The sequence below is a fragment of the Actinomycetota bacterium genome (assembly GCA_004297305.1).
In the GTDB taxonomy this organism is placed as follows: Bacteria; Actinomycetota; Actinomycetes; order S36-B12; family FW305-bin1; genus FW305-bin1.
Map to the genome: position 1 here is coordinate 316,924 of SCTR01000007.1, position 16,520 is coordinate 333,443.

The 16,520-nt window shown below is 71.3% G+C and carries 16 protein-coding genes; 10 read left to right on the top strand and 6 right to left on the bottom strand.

The annotated features are described in order from the left end of the window. Positions 1-65 precede the first annotated feature (65 nt). Entirely contained in the window at positions 66-266 is a 201-nt protein-coding gene (locus EPO13_07165) for a hypothetical protein (protein TAK69636.1), read from the top strand. A gap of 179 nt (positions 267-445) precedes the next feature. On the opposite strand, the gene EPO13_07170 is transcribed toward EPO13_07165, so the two are convergent. Then, a complete protein-coding gene (locus tag EPO13_07170) occupies positions 446-1,540 on the bottom strand; it encodes a hypothetical protein (protein TAK69637.1) in 1,095 nt (364 codons plus the stop codon). 88 nt (positions 1,541-1,628) lie between these two features. Between EPO13_07170 and EPO13_07175 the strand changes: the two genes are divergently transcribed. Together EPO13_07175 and EPO13_07180 are read left to right on the top strand one after the other, a co-directional pair. Continuing rightward, on the top strand, positions 1,629-2,978 hold the full coding sequence (locus EPO13_07175; GenBank protein TAK69638.1) for a M20/M25/M40 family metallo-hydrolase: 1,350 nt from the start codon (positions 1,629-1,631) through the stop codon (positions 2,976-2,978). A 12-nt stretch (positions 2,979-2,990) separates the two neighbouring features. Then, entirely contained in the window at positions 2,991-4,367 is a 1,377-nt protein-coding gene (locus tag EPO13_07180; protein ID TAK69639.1) for a tetratricopeptide repeat protein, read from the top strand. Between the two features lie 41 nt (positions 4,368-4,408). Here EPO13_07180 and EPO13_07185 read toward each other — a convergent pair whose 3' ends face one another. From EPO13_07185 to EPO13_07195, 3 genes are read right to left on the bottom strand one after another with little or no spacing between them, the layout of a single operon-like run. After that, positions 4,409-4,609 (bottom strand): hypothetical protein, encoded by a 201-nt coding sequence (locus EPO13_07185; GenBank protein TAK69640.1) that lies wholly within the window; start codon positions 4,607-4,609, stop codon positions 4,409-4,411. Continuing rightward, positions 4,606-5,652: a hypothetical protein gene (locus EPO13_07190; protein TAK69641.1), complete on the bottom strand. Its 1,047-nt coding sequence runs from the start codon at positions 5,650-5,652 to the stop codon at positions 4,606-4,608. Before EPO13_07190 ends, EPO13_07185 begins: the two co-directional genes overlap by 4 nt. Further along, positions 5,639-6,613 (bottom strand): aldo/keto reductase, encoded by a 975-nt coding sequence (locus EPO13_07195; protein TAK69642.1) that lies wholly within the window; start codon positions 6,611-6,613, stop codon positions 5,639-5,641. Before EPO13_07195 ends, EPO13_07190 begins: the two co-directional genes overlap by 14 nt. A 208-nt stretch (positions 6,614-6,821) precedes the next feature. Between EPO13_07195 and EPO13_07200 the strand changes: the two genes are divergently transcribed. Continuing rightward, complete coding sequence (locus tag EPO13_07200; GenBank protein TAK69643.1) at positions 6,822-7,640, top strand: undecaprenyl-diphosphate phosphatase; 819 nt, start codon at positions 6,822-6,824, stop codon at positions 7,638-7,640. Between the two features lie 46 nt (positions 7,641-7,686). Here the strand turns inward: EPO13_07200 and corA are convergent, their stop codons facing one another. Next, complete coding sequence (gene corA, locus EPO13_07205) at positions 7,687-8,712, bottom strand: magnesium/cobalt transporter CorA (GenBank protein ID TAK69644.1); 1,026 nt, start codon at positions 8,710-8,712, stop codon at positions 7,687-7,689. Positions 8,713-8,750: 38 nt separating this feature from the next. Here corA and EPO13_07210 point away from each other — a divergent pair, with 38 nt between their 5' ends. Genes EPO13_07210 through EPO13_07225 form a run of 4 tightly spaced genes read left to right on the top strand, consistent with a single transcriptional unit; the run spans position 8,751 to position 12,140 of the window. Beyond that, positions 8,751-9,440, top strand: a complete 690-nt coding sequence (locus tag EPO13_07210) for an MSMEG_4193 family putative phosphomutase (protein ID TAK69645.1) — start codon at positions 8,751-8,753, stop codon at positions 9,438-9,440. A gap of 27 nt (positions 9,441-9,467) precedes the next feature. Continuing rightward, on the top strand, positions 9,468-10,031 hold the full coding sequence (locus EPO13_07215) for a DUF3090 family protein (GenBank protein ID TAK69646.1): 564 nt from the start codon (positions 9,468-9,470) through the stop codon (positions 10,029-10,031). A 52-nt stretch (positions 10,032-10,083) separates the two neighbouring features. Then, positions 10,084-10,881: an SCO1664 family protein gene (locus EPO13_07220; protein TAK69647.1), complete on the top strand. Its 798-nt coding sequence runs from the start codon at positions 10,084-10,086 to the stop codon at positions 10,879-10,881. 23 nt (positions 10,882-10,904) lie between these two features. Next, positions 10,905-12,140 carry a cysteine--1-D-myo-inosityl 2-amino-2-deoxy-alpha-D-glucopyranoside ligase gene (locus EPO13_07225; protein ID TAK69648.1) on the top strand — a complete coding sequence of 412 codons (1,236 nt, stop codon included), beginning with the start codon at positions 10,905-10,907 and terminating at the stop codon, positions 12,138-12,140. 7 nt (positions 12,141-12,147) lie between these two features. On the opposite strand, the gene gnd is transcribed toward EPO13_07225, so the two are convergent. Then, entirely contained in the window at positions 12,148-13,164 is a 1,017-nt protein-coding gene (gene gnd / locus EPO13_07230; protein TAK69767.1) for a decarboxylating 6-phosphogluconate dehydrogenase, read from the bottom strand. A gap of 205 nt (positions 13,165-13,369) precedes the next feature. Here gnd and EPO13_07235 point away from each other — a divergent pair, with 205 nt between their 5' ends. After that, positions 13,370-14,788, top strand: coding sequence for a glucose-6-phosphate dehydrogenase (locus EPO13_07235; protein ID TAK69649.1), 1,419 nt, complete (start codon positions 13,370-13,372; stop codon positions 14,786-14,788). Between the two features lie 50 nt (positions 14,789-14,838). Then, complete coding sequence (locus tag EPO13_07240) at positions 14,839-16,494, top strand: glucose-6-phosphate isomerase (protein TAK69650.1); 1,656 nt, start codon at positions 14,839-14,841, stop codon at positions 16,492-16,494. The last annotated feature ends 26 nt before the right edge of the window (positions 16,495-16,520 follow it).

A 16,520-nucleotide genomic window follows, 5' to 3' on the forward strand; every position in this document is an offset into this window, starting at 1 on the left:
GCGACGGGGGAATCACGACGCCGCAGCGGCGTATCTGCGCGAGCGCGTCTACCCAAGGAGGAGCCATGGCGTCTGGAACAGATCTGCCGGCAGACGACAGCGAACCGATCGAGCTCACAGCCGAGGAAGCGCTGGTCACCCGGGGCAACGCTCCGCAACCGGCGACGGACACCCCCGGCGTGGGGGACGCCCTACCCGACGCACCCCCGGCCTCGTCGAAGACCAAGCCGTCCGCGATGCCTCCGGGCGCCCCGGGCGACGTCTAGTCCAGAGCCGGTACCCGTCGCACGGCGCCGTGCCACCGCAAGGGCTCGTATCAGCCGGCCGTAGCCCGCCCTTGCGGTGGCATCGCGGCTTCGGCGGACCCGGACCAGCGCCTGACGGCGACGGCCGGCCGGCCGGGCGCGGCTCGTACGCCGGACCGCCCACGCCGGGCACGTCCGGTCTAGCCGGGCGCAGCGGGGCGTACGCCGAACTCCGCGGCAACGGCCGGCCGCCGGGCCTTCCAGATGACCGCGTCGTAGCCGAAGTGCAGGAGCCCGACGACGTAGATGATCACGAGGTAGGCCGTAGCCGGGATCGTGCCGCGCAACTCGACGTTGACGAGGGCCAGGACCAGGAAGAAGCCGGCCAGCAACAGATTCCGGCGGACGGTGGTGCCCGCGAGCACGCCCAGCAGGCTCGATGGCGGGCTGCTGCGGCCGTAGCGCGCGGCCAGCGTGCGATCGACGACGAGGATGTATTCCAGGGCGTGCGCAGCGACGTAGGCCACGAGACCGGCGACGGGGTTCACGACCAGTCCCGCCAGCAGCGCCGCCGACGCCAGCAGGTAGTTCCACTTGGCCGGGTTCGCCTCGCCGGCACGGCAGGCCGCCCGCTCCTGCCGCAGGTAGAGCCCGACGGCGACCAGGGCGGCGACCACGAGTGGCACCAGCAGCAGCAGGATCGTGCCGCGAGCGGCGAACAACTGGTCCAGTTTGCTCGCGTTGTCCGAACCGATCCCGGCAGCAAACCGGTGCAGCTGGTCACTGGCGGCCGGCAACGCGACGACGAGCGCGGTGACGGCGGCCAGCGGCAGGTAGCACATCGCCCGGTCCAGCCGGGGCGAGCCGTAGCCGGCCTTGCGTCCGTAGATACGCAGCAGGCCGTACCGCTGCTGCTGGGTGTGAAAGACCTGCCATGCCGCGGCAATCGGCAGCACCAGCACCCACAGGCCGAGCACCGCGGTCGCCCCGATGAGCCCCACCGCGACGATCGGACCCCAGACGAACAAGCGCCGGTGAGCCCGGAACTGACCGCTGTCGCCGTACACCAGCAGCAGCGTCAACGGCTGGTGCAGCAGCGAGATCGCCAATACCCAACCCAGGATCGCCACGACCACGGCGTCGGCAGTGCCGGCCGAGGCCACCAGCGCGGTGACGGCGTAGAACGGTAGCCAGGACCACGCGATGAGCAGGTCCGTCCCCGGCCGGTACAGCCAGGTGGACCGCAGCCGAGGGCGGCTGCGGGGGATGCGCTGCGCGGCGGACAGCTGCGTCACGGAGCACCTCGCTGGAGCCGGGCACGTGGGTGCGCGCCGGGAACGGGTTCGCGGGCGCCAGGCTAGCCCGGCCGGGCAGGATGGGCCCATGACCGCCTCGCCGGGGACGACCTCGCCGTTCCTCCCTGAACCGCTGCCGGACGCCGAGGCCGAAGTCGTGGACCTCTGCCGGGCGTTGATTCGTATCGACTCGGTGAACGACGGGACCCCGGACACCGTGGGCGAGGCCGCCGTCGCCGAATACGTCGAGCAGCTGCTGGCCGAGGTGGGACTCGACCCCGAACGCTTCGAGACCTCCAGCGGACGCCGGCAGGGGGTCGCCGTTCGCATCCCCGGCCGCGACCGTTCCCGCGGCGCACTGCTCCTGCACGGTCACCTCGACGTCGTCCCGGCCATCGCCGCCGACTGGCGGGTGGGGCCGTTCGACGCCGAGGTCGTCGACGGGATGATCTGGGGCAGAGGCGCAGTGGACATGAAGGATATGGACGCGATGATCCTGGCCGTGGTCCGCTCGTGGGCACGCAACAAGGTGCAGCCCGACCGCGACATCGTCGTGTTGTTCCTGCCCGACGAGGAGGCCGGCGGCCGGCACGGCTCGCACTGGCTCGTCGAACACCGCCAGGACCTGTTCGACGGGGTGACCGAGGCCGTGGGGGAGGTCGGCGGGTTTAGCCTGACCGTACGCGACGATCTGCGGCTGTATCTGATCCAGACGGCGGAGAAGGGGATTGCCTGGCTCCGATTGCGGGCCGCCGGATCGGCCGGTCACGGATCGATGCTCAACGACGCGAACGCGGTGACCCGGCTCGCCGAGGCGGTCAGCCGACTCGGCCGTCACCGCTTCGACGTCCAGCTCATTCCGACGGTCGACGCCTTCCTGCGTGACCTCGGCGACGCGCTCGGTGTCGATCTGGACCCACGTGACCTGGAGTCGACGTTGGCCCGGCTAGGGCCGCTGGCCCGGCTGGTCGGCGCGACGTTGTCGCACACCGTGAATCCGACGATGCTGGCCGCCGGATACAAGGTGAACGTGATACCGGGAGAGGCCGTCGCCCACGTCGACGGACGTTTCCTGCCCGGCCACGAGGACGACTTCTTCGCCGAGATCGACCGGCTGCTCGGCGACGACGTGGTGCGCGAGTTCGTCTCCCACGACGTGGCCCTCGAGACCAGCTTCGACGGACCGAGTATCGACCTGATGGCCGCGGCGCTGCGTGCCGAGGACCCCGGAGCCCGCGCCGTGCCCTACGCGCTGTCCGGCGGCACCGATGCAAAGGCGTTCAGCCGGTTGGGGATCCGGTGCTATGGATTCGCCCCGTTGCTGCTGCCGCCCGACCTCGACTTCGGCTCGCTGTTCCACGGCGTCGACGAACGCGTGCCTGTCGACGGCCTACGGTTCGGCACCCGGGTTCTCGACCGCTTCCTGCGGGCCTGCTGAGACCGGCAGACCATGAGCCTCGACCAGCACGGAAACCCGACGACCGGTGCCACCGCCGCGGTGGACTTCCTCGACGCCGCCGTCGACCACTTGGTCAACTTCCGGCCCGCGGTGACCGATGCGGTTGTCGACGCCATCGCCGCCGATCCGACGGCACCGATGCCTCGGGTCATGGCGGCGTACCTCGGTCTGTTGGGTACCGAACCTGCCGACGCTGCCACTGCTGCAACCGAATTCGGCTCCTGGCGGCGCGCCGTCGACGACACGCCGTGGACCGGCCGGGAGCACCAGCACGTCGTGGCGGCGCAGCGGTGGCTGGGTGGCGACCTCGCTGGCGCGGCCGACGATCTGCGCACGCTCAGCGTCGGTCATCCGCGCGACCTGCTGGCGCTGTTCGTCGGCCACCAGCTCGACTTCTTCCGCGGCGACGCGGTGGCGCTGCGCGATCGGATCGGAGGTGCCCTGTCCAGTTGGCCGGATGCCGACCCGCACCGCGGGTACCTGCTGGGCATGGCCGCCTTCGGACTGGAGGAGTGCGGCCAGTACGACCGGGCCGAGGCACTCGGGCTGCAGGCGGTGGCGGACAACCCCGGCGACGTGTGGGGGATCCATGCCGTCGTCCACACCTACGAGATGCGCGGCGACGTCCCCACCGGCCTGGCGTACCTGGACCAGCGCCGGACCGACTGGGCCACCGGGAACTTCCTGCACGTCCATACCGCCTGGCACGAGGCGCTGTACCGACTCGACAGCGGCGACCCGGCCGGCGCGTTGGCGATCTACGACAGCGTGCTGCACACCGCGTCGTCCGAAGGTCTGGTCATGGAGTTGCTCGATGCGGCCGGCCTGCTGTGGCGGCGCTACCTCGACGGCGACGAGCAGACCGCACGCTGGAGGATCCTGGCCGACGCCTGGGACCCGAAACTCGTCGCACCGCACTACGCGTTCAACGATGCCTTCGGAGTCATGGCCCTGCTCGGGGCCGGCCGCGTCGCGGACGCGGAAGCCCTTGTCGAAGCGCGTCGCCGGTGGTTGGCGCAGGCCGACCCGCGGCTGACGAACGTGACCATGACCGGCGAGGTGGGCCTGCCGGTCTGTGACGCCCTGATCGCGTACGCCACCGGGCGGTTCGGCGACGCTGTCGCGCAGCTGGCGCCGATCCGCAACCGGCTGGCCGACTTCGGCGGCAGTCACGCCCAGCGCGACGCGTTCCAACGCACCCTGGTCGCCGCCGCGCTGGCCGCCGAGGAGTCGGACCTGGCACGGACCCTGCTGTCCGAACGCCTCACCACGAAGCCACGCGACGGCTGGACCTGGCGGCGGTACGCCGAACTCCAGCGGCTCACCGGACACCGCGACCCGGCGCGCGACCGCACCGACCAGCGATAGGTCCCGACACCCAGCAGGCCGGCGGTTCAGGCCCGGCGGTGTCAGGCCGTCCGAACCGCCCGGATGATCTTGCGCCGCAGCCAGACTCGCCGCCGGCCGTCGGGGTAGACCCGCACCCGGGCCAGCTCCCAACTGCCTCGCTCGGCGATGTCGGTCAGCACCGTCCGTGCCGCCTCCCGGCTGGTCGCACGCGACATCGCCAGCTCGCGGTACTCCCAGACGGCCGCCGCCACGGGCGTCATTGTGGCGTGTCGACCCCGTCACCGTCGCGCAGCCGGTGCCCCAGCACCGTCTCGCGCCGTACGCCGGTGACCTGCGCGAGGGCAAGCGGCAGGTCGCCACCGACGCCGTGCACCACACTCAGGTGACTGGTCGGCGTCGCAGTCGCCGCGACCAGCAGCGGCCGGCTCAGCACACCGGCGCAGCGGGGCCCGAGCAGGAGGACCACCGCCGGCCACCGCCGGCCCACCGCCTCGTGCACCGTGACGACCTCGACGTCCGCGAGCACGGCAGCCAGCGCGTCTCGCCCGCACGGACCGCGAACCACCGGAGTCAGTACGGCGATCTCGGCGGTGGTCAGCCCGAAGGCCCGCGGGATCGACGTGGCGACCAGCTGCCCGGTACGGCGTACCGCGTCGGCCTCGTCGTTCGCGGTGACCACGACCAGGGACCGGTCGGCCGGATCACGAGAGACCAGGCGGCCCTGCCGGATCGCGGCGGCTGCCGCAGCCAGCGCGGCGGGCCGGTCGTCGTCGTTGGCCGCCGTCGCGACCGGGCAGCGCCCGGCAGCGACGAGGTCCGCCAGGACCTGCCCGGGACCGCCGGCCGGCAGGGTGTCCAGATCGCCGGCGAGCAGCACCAGCGCGTCGGCCGGTACGCCGGCCAGGATCTGCAGCACCGACACCACGTCGTCCCGCTCGGCATCGTCCACGACGACCACCTGCGCGCCGGCCGCCCGTGCCTCGCCGGCGCGACGTTCCACGGCCGCCGTGCGGCCGCGACCGGCGGGCCCGACCACGCAACCGACCCGGCGCTCGTCGAGCATCCGGCCGAGCACGGCTGCCAGCTGCTCGTCGGTCTCGGCCAGCTCGGGACGGGCATACCCGAGCGCGGCGCCCGAGCCGGCCGGCACCGCCGCGACCTGCCCCGCGGCGACCGCGGCCTGCCACCGCGTCGGCGGCGCGATCGCGTGCGCCAGCGAGACCGGCAGCAGGGTGTGACCGGCCGCCGCCGCCTGCCCGACGACCTCGACGACGTCCGGCGCCGTCACCTCAGCGGCGGGCACCGGCGTCGGGATAGCCCATCGCCGGCGCCGAGACCTCGTCCAACGCGACGACGATCTCCGCCGGCAGCGTCAGGTGCTCGCTGTCCAACGCCACCGCCAACTGCGCTGCGGACCGGGCGCCGACGACGGGGGCGACGACGGCCGGCCGATCCCGTACCCACGCCAGCGCGACCTGGACCGCAGCCACCCCCAGACCGTCAGCTGCCGTGCAGACCGCATCGACGACACGGCGTTGCGGTTCGGCGAGGTACGGCGCGACGAACGGACCGAGTCCGGCCGAGGCGGCGCGGGAGTCCGCCGGGGTGCCGTACCGGTACTTGCCACTGAGCACGCCGCGCCCCAGCGGCGACCACGGCAGCAGGCCGATGCCGGTCGCCACGGCGGCCGGCACCACCTCACGCTCGGCGCCGCGGGCGAGCAGGGAGTACTCCGACTGCACGGTCACCAGCGGCGCAGCGCCGGCCCGTTGCTGCAGCGTCACGGCACGGGCGAGTTCCCAGCCGCTGTAGTTGGAGACTCCGGCGTAGCGCACCCGGCCGGACCGTACGGCGTCGTCAACCGCGGCCAGCGACTCCTCCAACGGCGTCAGCGGGTCCCAGACGTGGAGCTGCCACAGGTCGACGTGATCGACGCCGAGGCGGGCCAGCGAGCCGTCCAGCGCGGCCAGCAGGTGCGAACGGGAGGCGTCGGCCCGTCGCGTCCGTCCGGGCCGGGCACCGGCCTTGGTCGCCAGGACGAGCTGGTCGCGCAGCCCGTCCTCGGCCAGCAGCTGGCCGAGGATCGTCTCGCTGGCGCCCTCGGCGTACACGTCGGCGGTGTCCACCAGGGTCCCGCCGGCGTCGGCGAAGTCGCGCAGCTGCGCCCGCGCCTCGTGGACGTCGGTGTCGCGGCCCCAGGTCATCGTCCCCAGCGCCAGTCGCGACACCTGCAGGCCGCTGGGGCCGAGGCGCCGCTGCTCCATGGCCGGTCAACCTATCTGCCGGGCGTCGCCCTGCCGTCCCGCTCGTGCCGCCCGCCCCTGCCGTCCAGCTCGTGCGCCCAGTCGTGCGCCCGATTCCGTGCCGGCCAGCTGGAGCGCAGGTCGGCCTGTGAACCGGCTGAGCGACATGACCGGGCCGGCGACGTGCGGCCGGTAGCCTCCCGACCGTGATCGACCGAACCGCAACTCGATGAGCTGGATCGAAGCTGTCGTCCTCGGCATCGTTCAGGGACTCACCGAGTTCCTCCCGATCTCCAGCAACGCTCACGTCCTGGTGACCTCCACCCTGTTCGGCTGGGGCGACCCCGGAGCGGCGTTCACCGCGGTGACCCAGCTGGGCACCGAAGCGGCTGTCCTGTTGTACTTCCGGCACGAGATCGCCCGGATCCTGCGGACGTGGTCACGTTCGCTGGTACGACCGGAACTACGCGGCGAACTCGACGCCCGTATGGGGTGGTACGTCGTGATCGGGACCGTGCCGATCGCCGTGCTCGGCTTCGTGTTCAAGGACCAGGTCGAGACCGCCGCCCGCAACCTGTGGCTGGTCGCGACGATGCTGATCGTCTTCGGCATCGTGCTCGGCGTCGCCGATGCGCTGGGGCGCAAGAAGTTCGACGAACGCGACCTGAACGCCCGCGACGGGGTGATCTACGGCTTCGGACAGGCACTGGCACTGGTCCCCGGGGTGTCACGATCCGGCGCGACCATCAGCGCCGGGCTGGCGCTCGGCTACACCCGCGCGGCCGCCACCCGGTACGCCTTCCTGCTGGCGATCCCTGCGGTCCTGGCGTCCGGACTGTTCGAGGCCCGCAAGATCGGCGACGACGCCACCGTGTCGTGGGGACCCACCCTGCTGGCCACAGCCATCGCGTTCGTGGTCGGGTACGCCGTCATCGCGTGGCTGTTGCGCTACCTGGCCACCGGGTCGTACCGGCCCTTCGTGCTCTATCGCATCGCTGCCGGCCTGGTGCTGCTGGTCCTGCTGTCAACCGGCGTTCTGACGACCTGAACGCCTGGCACCGCTGCATTGGTCGGGATCAGCCCGGGTCAGGCCCTCACAACCAGCCCGACCGCTTGAAGAGCCGGTACACCAGCAACACCAGGCCACCCATCAGTCCCAGCGCCAGCGGATAGCCGAACGACCACGTCAGTTCCGGCATGTCGTCGAAGTTCATGCCGTAGATACCGGCAATCATCGTCGGCACCGCCAGCATCGCGGCATACGACGCGATCTTGCGCATGTCGGCGTTCTGCTTGAGGTCCTGCAACGACGTGCTCGCCATCAGCAGGGTCATCAGCAGGCTGTCGTTCTGCTCCACGGTGTCCGATACCCGCAGCACGTGGTCACCGACGTCGCGGAAGAACGGCCGCAGGTCGTCGGGTACCTGCGCATGGGTCTCACGCACCAGTTCCGTCGCGGTCGCCACCAACGGCGCCACCGCCCGCCGCATCTCGAGATTCTCCCGCTTCAACCGGTAGATCAGTTGCGGGTCGTCGTCGGTACGGGTCGGGCTGAAGACCGCCTCCTCGACGTTCTCGATGTCGCGGCTGATCTCGTCCGAGACACTGAGATACCCGTCCACCACGGTGTCCAGCACGCTGTAGAGCACGCTGACCGGCCCGTGCCGCAACAGGTCCGGATCGCACTCCAGCCGGGCTCGCACACCTTTGAGATCGCCATGGCTGCCGTGGCGCACGGTCACCGCGTACGACGGGCCGACGAACACCGAGATCTGCGCGGTCTCGACGTCGCTGGTCGCCTCGACGTACGACAGCACCTTCAACACCACGAACGCGAAGTCCTTGGTCACCTCGAACTTCGCGCGCTGCCGAGGATTCGAGGCGTCCTCCACCTGCAGCGGCGCCAACCCGAACACGTCCTGCACGATCTGCAGCTCGGCGCGAGTGGGCTGGAAGAGCCCGAGCCAGACGAAGGCGCCGTCGTCGGTCACGGCCCGCTGATGCAGTTCGCGCAGCCGGCCGGCGATGGTGACGTCCCCGGGGACCTCGCCGACCAACCCGGCCACGCCCGAGACGGGGTCGACCGTCCCGGCCCGGTAGTACCCCATGCCCCTGATCACCGGGCCATTGTGCGCTGCCCGGCCCTAGGGTTGCCGCCGTGGCGACGGTCCTGCTGGTACGGCACGGCCGTACCGCTGCCAACGCCGGCGGCGTACTCGCCGGGCGGCAGCCGGGCATCGACCTCGACGAGCGGGGCCGGGAGCAGGTCGCCGCGCTCGTGGCCCGCCTCGCCCCGATTCCGCTGCAGGCCGTCGTGAGCAGCCCGTTGGAACGGTGTGTGCAGACCGCGCAACCGCTGCTGGCCGGGCGCGACCCGGTGCCGCCGCTGCACTACGACCAGGGCCTGTCCGAGTGCGCGTACGGCGACTGGACCGGACAGCGGCTCGCCGTCCTGGCCAAGGATCCGCTCTGGAAGGTCGTGCAGGCCCATCCCAGCGCAGTGCGCTTCCCGGGCGAGACCGGCGAGTCGATGCTCGGGATGGCGCAGCGGGCCGTCGATGCGGTCCGCCGCTGGAATGCCGCGCTCGGCGCGGACGCCTGCTGGGTCGCGGTGTCCCACGGCGACGTGATCAAGGCGATCGTCGCCGACGCACTCGGGATGCATCTGGATGCGTTCCAGCGGATCACCGTCGACAACGGGTCGGTGACGGCGATCCAGTACACCGACCTACGACCGTTCGTCCTGCACCTGAACGACACCGGCAGTGACCTCGCCGGCCTGCTGCGGCCACCGACCCGGAGTCGGCGCCGGCGCCGCGCCAGCGATGCCGCGGTCGGCGGCGGCTGACCGCGGCCGAGACTAGGCTCGTCGCTCGTGGCCCGTCGTGTTCTTGCTTTCGACCCGCCGGAACGATTCGTCGCCGGCACGGTCGGGCAGCCCGGCGAGCGGACCTTCTTCCTGCAGGCGCGGCGGGGGAGAGCGGTCACCAGCGTGACCTTGGAGAAGGCGCAGGCAGCCGCCCTCGCCGAACGCATCGACGAACTCCTGGACGAGGTGCTGCGACGCAGCGCCGGCGAGGCGGACATCCCCGTGGCCGGCACCGCCGAGGCGCTCGACACCGACCCACTGGAATCGCCGATCGTGGCGGAGTTCCGTATCGGTGCGATGGCCCTGGGCTGGGATCCGGCCGACGAACGCCTCGTGATCGAGGCCCACGCCACGGTCGACGACGAGGACGTCGAGGTCCCCGAACTCGGCTCGGACGATCCGGATGGACCGGACTGCCTGCGGGTCAGGATCACTGGCGCCCAGGCACGCGCCTTCGCCCGCCGGACCGCGGCGCTGGTGGCCGCCGGCCGGCCGCCCTGCCCGTTCTGCCATCAGCCGTTGGACCCCGCCGGCCACATCTGCCCGCGCGCCAACGGTTACCGCCGCTGACCGGGCCATGCGGACCTGGGCCTACCGCACCGACGATGGCTGAACCCCGGCGATGACTGAACCCCCGGCGGCGGCCGACGTCCTGGCGGTACTGCGTCACGGGACCCTCGAACTCGACGGCCGGCTGCGCTCGGCCTCCAACACCACCCTGGTCGGCGAAGCCCGGCTGGACGGCCTGACGGTGCGCTGTGTCTACAAGCCGCAGCACGGGGAGCGGCCGTTGTGGGACTTCCCGACCGGGAGCCTCAGCCGGCGCGAGGTCGCCGCGTACGAACTCGACCGGCTGCTCGGCTGGGGCCTGGTCCCCGAAACCGCCTGGCGCACTGCCGGTCCCGCTGGTCCGGGCAGCTGCCAGCGCTGGGTGGTCGCCGACGATGCGGCCGGTCCGGTCGACCTCGTCCCCACCGGGTCGGCGCCAGCCGGCTGGCGGGTGGTGCTCGACGCCGAAGGCCCGCGGGGCGAGCCGGTGAGCCTCGTGCATGCCGACACGCCGGCGTTGCGGCGGCTGGCCCTGTTCGACGCCGCAGCCAACAACACCGATCGCAAGGGCGGCCATGTCCTGGTCGACGGCTCGGGCCACACGTTCGGCATCGATCACGGGATCTGCTTCCATCCCGACCCGAAGCTGCGCACCGTGCTGTGGGGATTCGCCGGCGAGGCCGTCGATGCTGCCGACGCCGACGCCCTGCGGCGGGCGGCGACCCTGCTGGAGGCCGACGGCGCGTTGGCCGGACTGCTCAGCCCGCGGGAGGTACGCCGTACCTCCGGCCGGATCACAGCGTTGCTGCGGGACGGGCGCTACCCGGCCGCGACGGACACGTGGCCGCACCTCCCGTGGCCGGTGTTCTGACCCCGGCGGCTAGGGTCGACCGCATGCAGCCATGGCCGGGGTCCGCAGTGCCCCCGCTGCCGGGCAGCCCGCCGGCACTGCGGCTCTGGGACACCGCGAGCCGGTCGCTGCGCATCGCGGCCGCCGGCCCGGTCGCCACGATGTACGTCTGCGGCATCACGCCGTACGACGCCACCCACCTGGGCCACGCCGCCACCTATGTCGCGTTCGACCTGGTTCATCGGGCCTGGCTGGACTCGGGCCTGCAGGTCCACTACGTGCAGAACGTGACCGACGTGGACGACCCGCTGCTGGAACGCGCCGTCGCTACCGGCCAGGACTGGCGAGAACTGGCCAGCGAACAGACCGCGCTGTTCAGCCGCGACATGGTCGCCCTGCGCGTCCTCCCGCCGCGTTCCTATGTCGGTGCGGTGGAGACGATCCCGCGGGTCGCCGAGCTGGTCGCCGCGCTCCGCGACGCCGGCGCGGCGTACGACGTGGACGGCGACCTGTATTTCGCGGTCCGCAGCGCCCCCGGGTTCGGGACGGTGGCCGGGCTGGACGAGCAGCAGATGCGCGACCTGTTCGCCGAACGCGGCGGTGACCCGGACCGGCCGGGCAAACGTGATCCGTTGGACTGCCTGTTGTGGCAGGCGGCCCGGCCGGGCGAACCGAGTTGGGATTCCCCGCTGGGTCCAGGCCGACCCGGCTGGCATCTGGAATGCGTCGCGATCGCGCTGGACACCATCGGGATGCCGTTCGACGTCCAGGGCGGCGGTCGCGACCTCGCCTTCCCGCACCACGAGATGGGCGCGGCGGAGGCGTGCACCTTGCGGGGCGGGACGCCGTACGCGCGGACCTATGTCCACGCGGGCATGGTGGGCCTGGACGGCGAGAAGATGAGCAAGTCGCGCGGCAATCTGGTGTTCGTCTCCCGGCTGCTGGCGGCCGGCCACGACCCGGCGGCGGTGCGGCTAGCTTTGCTGGCCCACCACTACCGGGACGACTGGGAGTGGTCGGACGCGGAACTCGCGCGTGCCCAAGCCCGGCTCGTGCGCTGGCGGAAGGCTTTCGAGGCGCAGAGCGGGCCGTCGGGGGAGCAGCTGCTGTCCGCCGTACGGGAACGGCTCAGCGACGACCTGGACGCGCCGGGCGCACTGGCCGCGGTCGACGCATGGGTGGGCGCGACCGAACTGGGCGCCGACGTGGTCGATCCGCAGGCGCCCGCACTCGCCGCCGCGACCGTCGACGCACTGCTCGGCGTCGAGGTCGCCGGCTGAAGCCGGTTCAGTCTTTCTTCTCGGCGTGCCCGCCGAACTGTTTGCGCATGGCAGACAACAGCTTGTCGGTGTAGAGATCGGCCGACCGCGAACTGAACCGTTCGTAGAGCGCGGCCGTCAGCACCGGCGCCGGCACCCCTTCGTCGATAGCGGCGATCGCGGTCCACCGGCCCTCGCCGGAGTCCGACACCCGCCCACCGAACTCCTCGAGGTCCGGCGAGTCCTGCAGCGCCGCAGCGGTGAGGTCCAGCAGCCACGAGGCGATCACCGAACCGCGCCGCCACACCTCGGCGACCTTGGGGATGTCCAGCTGGTACGCGTAGAACTCCGGATGCTCCAGCGGAGCGGTCTCCGCGTCCTGATCACGCTGCCGCAGTCCCTCGTCGGCGTTCTTCAGGATGTTGAGCCCCTCGGCGTACGCCGCCATGATCCCGTACTCGATCCCGTTGTGAACCATCTTGACGAAATGCCCGGCACCGTTGGGCCCGCAATGCAACCAGCCCTGCTCCTCCGGTGCGGGCTGGCCGGTGCGGCCGGCTGTCCGCTCGACATCGCCGACTCCTGGCGCGATCGTCGACCAGATCGGCGCCAGCCGATCGACCGCCTCGGTATCGCCGCCGATCATCAGGCAGAACCCCCGCTCGAGGCCCCATACCCCACCGGACGTGCCGCAGTCGACGTAGTGCACTCCCTTGTCCCGCAGCGCAGCCGCGCGGCGGATGTCGTCGCGGTAGTACGAGTTTCCCCCGTCGATCAGGGTGTCACCGGAGTCCAGCAGCGAGCCGAGCGTGGTCACCGTCTGCTCGGTGATGTCACCGGCCGGCACCATGACCCAGACCGCCCGCGGCGCCTCGAGCTTCGCCACGAAGTCCTCGTACGACGTGGCAGCCACGGCGCCTTCGGCCGCCAACGCCGCGACCGCGGCGGGGTTGACGTCGTACACGACAGCCCGGTGCCCGTCGCGCAACAGGCGCCGGACCAGTCCGGCTCCCATCCGGCCCAGTCCGACCATGCCGAGCTGCATCGGTGCTGCAGTGACCACGAGTTCGTCCCTTCGTCAGGCTCACCCGGAAGGCCGTGCCGGGCGGCCGATGTCATCCTGCGGGCCCCTCATCGTGCGAGCCGCCGTCGTCGTGCGGGCCATCGTCCGTGCAGACCATGGTCATCGTGCAGGCCATCGTCATCGTGTCGGTGGCATCGCCGGGCACGCTAGTGGAAGGGTGGGCGCCATGGTGATCGCGACGGCTGATCGACTCGTGGTGTTCGGAATCACCGGCGACCTCGCCCGCAAGATGACCCTGCCGTCGCTGTACCGCCTGGAAGACCGCGGCCTCCTGCCATGCGACGTGATCGGAGTCGCCTTCGACGACGGGGACGACGACTCGCTGCGGGCACGGGCCCGGCAGGCCATCGTGGACAGCGAGGCCGACGACCACGGGGCCATCGATGAGGACGTCTTCGCCCGGCTGGCGGCCAAGCTGTCCTACCTGCACGGCGATTTCACCGATCCGGAGCTGTACGACCGCCTCAAGGTGCAGCTGGGCGGCGCCGAACGTCCCGCGTTCTACCTGGAGATCCCGCCGGCGCTGTTCGGACCCGTCGTGGAACGCCTCGGCGCCGCCGGCCTGACGACGAATGCCCGGGTCGCCGTGGAGAAGCCGTTCGGTACGGACCTCGCCTCCGCGCGCGCCCTCAACCAGCGGCTGCATGCGGTCATTGCCGAGGAGCAGTTGTTCCGGGTCGACCACTTCCTGGGCAAGGAACCGGTGCAGGACATCCTCTACCTGCGCTTCGCCAACGCGATGCTCGAGCCGATCTGGCACCGGGGGCAGGTCGACAGCATCCAGATCACCATGGCCGAAGCGTTCGGGGTCGAGGACCGAGGCTCGTTCTACGACCGGGTCGGGACACTGCGCGATGTCGTCCAGAACCATCTGCTGCAGGTGCTCGCGCTCACCTTGATGGACGCGCCCGGACCCGGCGCGGATGCGGTTCCCGACGAGCAGGTCGACCTGTTCCACGCGATCCGCCCGATCGACCCGGCGAAGGCCATCCGCGGCCAGTACACCGGCTACCGGTCGATCGCCGGTGTCGATCCAGCATCGGACACCGAGACGTTCGTCGCGCTACGGCTGGAACTGGACTCGTGGCGGTGGTCCGGCGTACCGGTGATCATCCGCGCGGGCAAGCAGCTGCCGGTCACCGCCACCGAGATCGTGGTGCGGTTCCGGAAAGTTCCGAAGCTCCGGATCGGCGGCCAGGTCTGGGCCCCGCCGGGTCACGACGACGTGGTGCTGCGCATCGGGCAGGGCCCCGGTATCGGGTCCGGCGTCACGTTCGGCCTGCGGGTGAAGGAACCGGGCCGCGACGTCTCAGAACCGGTCGACTTGTCGGTCGACTTCTCGACGGCCCTGGGTGACCCCCCGTGGCCGTACGAGCGGCTGCTGCGTGATCTGCTCGTCGGCGACCGCACGTTGTTCCCGGCGTGGCCGAGTGTGGAGGCGACGTGGTCGATCGTCGCGCCTCTGCTGGAGAACCCGCCGCCGGTGCAGCCGTACGCGCCGGGGACCTGGGGTCCGGAGGCAGCCGAGGCATTCGCCCGCGGGCACGGCGGCTGGCGGACACCGAAACCGCCACCCCCGTCATGAGTTGAGGACGTCCGTCCCGTGCTCTGCGGCGATCCTGCCGTCCAGCCGCGATGCGGTACCGCCCACGTCGAGGAGAACCGTTGAGTTCCGTCACCACCACACCGGCGTGGAGCGCGCTGCTGACCCACCATGCCGCCGAAGGCCAACAGCACCTGCGGGAGCTGTTCGCCGCGGATCCCGGCCGGGCACAACGGTTCACCGCGAGCGGCGCGGGCCTGTGGCTGGACTACTCCAAGCAGCGCATCACCGGACGAACCCTGGAACTGCTGCTGAATCTCGCGGTTCAGCGCGGCGTGACGGCACGTCGCGATGCGATGTTCGCCGGCGAGCACATCAACGTGACGGAGGACCGCGCGGTGCTGCACACCGCGCTGCGACTACCCCGTACCGCAACGCTGGTGGTCGATGGCGTGGACGTCGTGGCCGAGGTCCACGCCGTCCTGGATCGCCTGGGGGAGTTCACCGATCGCGTCCGGGACGGCTCGTGGCGGGGGTACACCGGACAGACCATCAACGCCGTGGTCAACATCGGGATCGGCGGATCCGATCTCGGTCCGGTCATGGCGTACCAGGCGCTGCGGCACTACGCCCGGCGAGACCTGACGTTCCGATTCGTCTCCAACGTCGACGGCACGGACTTCGTGGAGGCCACCGCCGATCTGGATCCGGCGCGGACGCTGGTCGTGGTGAGTTCCAAGACGTTCACCACGCTGGAGACGATGACCAACGCCCGCAGTGCCCGGGATTGGATCGTCGGAGCGCTCGGCGCGGACGCCGCAGTGGCCAGCCACTTCGTGGCGGTGTCCACGAACGCCGAGAAGGTCGCCGCCTTCGGTATCGACACCGCGAACATGTTCGGCTTCTGGGACTGGGTCGGCGGCCGCTACTCGATGGATTCCGCGATCGGCCTGACCACGATGCTCGCCATCGGTCGCCAGCAGTTCGCGGAGTTGCTCGCCGGGTTCCACGCGATGGACGAGCATTTCCGTACCGCGCCGGCGGCGGAGAACCTGCCGGTCCTCATGGGTCTGCTCAGCGTGTGGAACCGGGACTTCCTCGGCTGCCAGACCACCGCGGTGCTGCCGTACGAGCAGTACCTCACCCGGTTCCCGGCGTACCTGCAACAACTGACCATGGAAAGCAACGGCAAGTCGGTGACGCTGGACGGGGCGCCGGTCGGGGTGGAGACCGGCGGCATCTTCTGGGGCGAACCGGGGACCAACGGCCAGCACAGCTTCTACCAGCTGATCCACCAGGGCACCACGGTGGTGCCGTGCGATCTGCTGGTCTTCCAGCGGTCCCTGAATCCCTTGGGCGAGCACCACGACCTGCTGGCGGCCAACGCTTTTGCGCAGGCGGCCGTGCTCGCGTTCGGCCGGACGGCCGAGGAGGTCGCCGCGGACGGGACGGCACCGGAACTCGTCGCGCACAAGGTCATGCCCGGCAATCGGCCGTCGAACTTCCTCATGGCCGAAGCGCTCACGCCGCACACGCTGGGCGCCCTGGTGGCGTTGTACGAGCACAGCGTCTTCGTCCAAGGCGCGATCTGGGGGATCGACTCGTTCGATCAGTGGGGCGTCGAGCTGGGCAAGGCGATGGCCCTGACGGTCGTGCCGCAGCTGACCGACGGTGCCCCGCCGCCGGCCGGTCAGGACCCGTCGACGACCGCGCTGGTGGCCCGCTACCGGGCCGGCCGCCGCGGCTGAGGCCGCTGCCGGAGGCGTTCTCGCCG

Excerpts from the sequence above, each read along its gene's own strand:
- EPO13_07165 (TAK69636.1), top strand. The coding sequence starts at position 66 with ATGGCGTCTGGAACAGATCTGCCGGCAGACGACAGCGAACCGATCGAG.
- EPO13_07175 (TAK69638.1), top strand. The coding sequence starts at position 1,629 with ATGACCGCCTCGCCGGGGACGACCTCGCCGTTCCTCCCTGAACCGCTG.
- EPO13_07180 (TAK69639.1), top strand. The coding sequence starts at position 2,991 with ATGAGCCTCGACCAGCACGGAAACCCGACGACCGGTGCCACCGCCGCG.
- EPO13_07185 (TAK69640.1), bottom strand. The coding sequence starts at position 4,609 with ATGACGCCCGTGGCGGCGGCCGTCTGGGAGTACCGCGAGCTGGCGATG.
- EPO13_07195 (TAK69642.1), bottom strand. The coding sequence starts at position 6,613 with ATGGAGCAGCGGCGCCTCGGCCCCAGCGGCCTGCAGGTGTCGCGACTG.
- EPO13_07200 (TAK69643.1), top strand. The coding sequence starts at position 6,822 with ATGAGCTGGATCGAAGCTGTCGTCCTCGGCATCGTTCAGGGACTCACC.
- EPO13_07220 (TAK69647.1), top strand. The coding sequence starts at position 10,084 with ATGACTGAACCCCCGGCGGCGGCCGACGTCCTGGCGGTACTGCGTCAC.
- EPO13_07225 (TAK69648.1), top strand. The coding sequence starts at position 10,905 with ATGCAGCCATGGCCGGGGTCCGCAGTGCCCCCGCTGCCGGGCAGCCCG.
- gnd (TAK69767.1), bottom strand. The coding sequence starts at position 13,164 with ATGCAGCTCGGCATGGTCGGACTGGGCCGGATGGGAGCCGGACTGGTC.
- EPO13_07235 (TAK69649.1), top strand. The coding sequence starts at position 13,370 with ATGGTGATCGCGACGGCTGATCGACTCGTGGTGTTCGGAATCACCGGC.
- EPO13_07240 (TAK69650.1), top strand. The coding sequence starts at position 14,839 with ATGCGGTACCGCCCACGTCGAGGAGAACCGTTGAGTTCCGTCACCACC.